The sequence below is a fragment of the bacterium genome (assembly GCA_028821235.1).
Classification (GTDB): domain Bacteria; phylum Actinomycetota; class Acidimicrobiia; order Spongiisociales; family Spongiisociaceae; genus Spongiisocius.
The window spans coordinates 1-2,390 of sequence record JAPPGV010000098.1; the positions used below are offsets into that span (position 1 = coordinate 1).

3 protein-coding genes are annotated in these 2,390 nt (G+C 65.7%); all 3 read right to left on the minus strand.

What is annotated here, in order from left to right:
• Positions 1 to 191: D-cysteine desulfhydrase family protein (locus tag OXK16_11070; GenBank protein ID MDE0376488.1), on the minus strand; the 191-nt coding region annotated here is incomplete at its 3' end.
• A 142-nt stretch (positions 192 to 333) separates the two neighbouring features.
• Positions 334 to 1,968: a chaperonin GroEL gene (groL, locus tag OXK16_11075; protein MDE0376489.1), complete on the minus strand. Its 1,635-nt coding sequence runs from the start codon at positions 1,966 to 1,968 to the stop codon at positions 334 to 336.
• A gap of 40 nt (positions 1,969 to 2,008) precedes the next feature.
• Positions 2,009 to 2,299 carry a co-chaperone GroES gene (groES, locus tag OXK16_11080; GenBank protein MDE0376490.1) on the minus strand — a complete coding sequence of 97 codons (291 nt, stop codon included), beginning with the start codon at positions 2,297 to 2,299 and terminating at the stop codon, positions 2,009 to 2,011.
• Positions 2,300 to 2,390 lie beyond the last annotated feature (91 nt).

Here is a 2,390-nt window from a genome sequence, read left to right on the forward strand (position 1 = left end):
GCCGCGGCCATGTGGAACTCCAGCTTGCGCACCTTGTTGCCCGACAGGCCGAAGCCGGTCAGGTCGTCACGCTTCACCCAGATGTGGGGACCTCCCCAGGCCTCCCGCAAGCGCGGGAAGTAGTGGAGAGGCGTGGGCTTGAAGGCGAGTTCCACCTGCGGGATGGATTGGGTCGTAGGGGTGTCAGCCATAGTCCGGATGATACCTGTCGGCACTACGCCAGCCCCGCTTTCCCGCCGCCGGTGATGCCCCGACATCTGCTTCCTCGGACGCGGAACGACCCGCCCGTGAGAGGCGGGTCGTTCCGTATCTTGTCCGGTGGTCGGAGTGGGGCTAGAAGTCCATCCCCGGCGCACCGCCGCCGTGTCCGTGATCCCCTCCCGGGGGCGGGTCCTCTTTGTGCTCAGCCACCAGAGCCTCGGTGGTGAGCAGCAGGCCGGCGATCGACGCGGCGTTCTGCACCGTCGACCGGGTCACCTTGGCGGGATCCGGGATCCCGGCCTCCAGCAGGTCCTGGTACTCGCCGGTCAGGGCGTTGAAGCCGAAAGACCCCTCGCCCCGGCGTACCCTGTCGACCACCACGCCGGCCTCGTAGCCGCCGTTGGAAGCGATCTGGCGGAGGGGCTCCTCGAGAGCACGCCGCACGATCGACCGTCCGGTCACCTCGTCGGCGGTACCGCCGTTGACGCCATCCACCACGGTCTGGGCTCGTAGCAGGGTGACGCCGCCACCGGCCACGATACCTTCCTCGACCGAAGCCCGGGTAGCCGACACCGCATCCTCGATCCGGTGCTTCTTCTCCTTCAGCTCGACCTCGGTGGCCGCGCCGACCTTGATGACAGCCACTCCGCCGGCCAGCTTGGCCAGGCGTTCCTGCAGCTTCTCGCGGTCCCAGTCGGAGTCGGTGTTGTCGATCTCCCGCTCGATCTGGCGGATCCGAGCCTTGACATCCGACTCGGAGCCGGCGCCGTCGACGATCGTCGAGTTGTCCTTCGCCACGATCACCCGGCGGGCCCGACCAAGCATGTCGAGGGCGACCCCGTCCAGCTTGAGCCCGACCTCTTCGGAGATGACCGTGCCACCGGTGAGGATGGCGATGTCCTGGAGCATGGCCTTGCGCCGCTCGCCGAACCCGGGGGCCTTGACGCCGAGGGACGCGAAGGTCCCGCGGATCTTGTTGACCACCAGGGTGGCGAGAGCCTCGCCCTCCACATCCTCGGCCAACACCATGAGCGGCTTGCCGGTCTGCATGATCTTCTCCAGCACCGGGAGCATGTCGTTGACCGAGCTGATCTTCTGGTTAGCGATCAGGATGTAGGGGTCTTCCAGCACCGCTTCCTGGGAGTCGGGGTCGGTGATGAAGTAGGGCGAGATGTAGCCCTTGTCGAACTGCATCCCCTCGGTGAACTCGAGTTCGAGCCCGAAGGTCTGGCCTTCCTCCACCGTGATCACGCCATCCTTGCCGGCGCTCTCGAACGCCTCGGCGATCGTGGCGCCGATCTCGGGATCGGCTGCCGAGATGGCCGCCACGGACGCGATCTCCTCGGTGGTCTCGATGTCCTTGGAGAAGTCACCGATGAAATCGGTCACAACTCCCACCGCCGACTCGATGCCGCGCTTCAGGCCCATCGGGTTGGCGCCGGCGGCCAGGTTGCGGAGTCCTTCCCGCACCATGGCCTGGGCCAGCACCGTCGCCGTGGTGGTGCCGTCACCGGCCACGTCGTTGGTCTTGGTCGCTACTTCCTTGGCGAGCTGAGCACCCATGTTCTCCCATGGGTCCTCGAACTCGATCTCCTTGGCGATGGTCACCCCGTCGTTGGTGATGGTCGGGGCGCCCCACTTCTTCTCTAGCACCACGTTGCGGCCCTTGGGTCCAAGGGTTACCTTGACCACGTCGGCGAGCTTGTTGACTCCCGACTCCAGACCGCGTCGCGCGTCCTCGTCGAAACGAAGATCCTTCGCTGCCATAGTTGAGTTTCCTTTCTCGAGGCGTGTCCTGCCGCTACCGTCAGCCGACGATGGCCAGCAGGTCGCGGGACGCGAGAATCAGGTACTCCTCGCCTTCGTACTTCAGTTCCGTTCCGGCGTACTTCGAGTAGACGACCGTGTCGCCCGGGGCGACATCCACGGGAGTCCGGTCACCGTCATCGTTCAGTTCGCCGGGGCCGACGGCCAGGACGGTGCCGGTCACCGGCTTCTCCTTGGCCGTGTCAGGGATTACCAGTCCCGACGCCGTGCGCTGCTCGTCATCCTCATTGGGCGAGACGATCACGCGGTCGCCGAGTGGCTTCAGATTCATCCGAAGTCCTCCTTGAATAAGGTGGCGTTACGTGCGAGATGCCAACCGGCCGGCCGGGAAAGGCGGACCTGTTGGCAATCTCTCCTTACGA

Excerpts from the sequence above, each read along its gene's own strand:
- groL (MDE0376489.1), bottom strand. The coding sequence starts at position 1,968 with ATGGCAGCGAAGGATCTTCGTTTCGACGAGGACGCGCGACGCGGTCTG.
- groES (MDE0376490.1), bottom strand. The coding sequence starts at position 2,299 with ATGAATCTGAAGCCACTCGGCGACCGCGTGATCGTCTCGCCCAATGAG.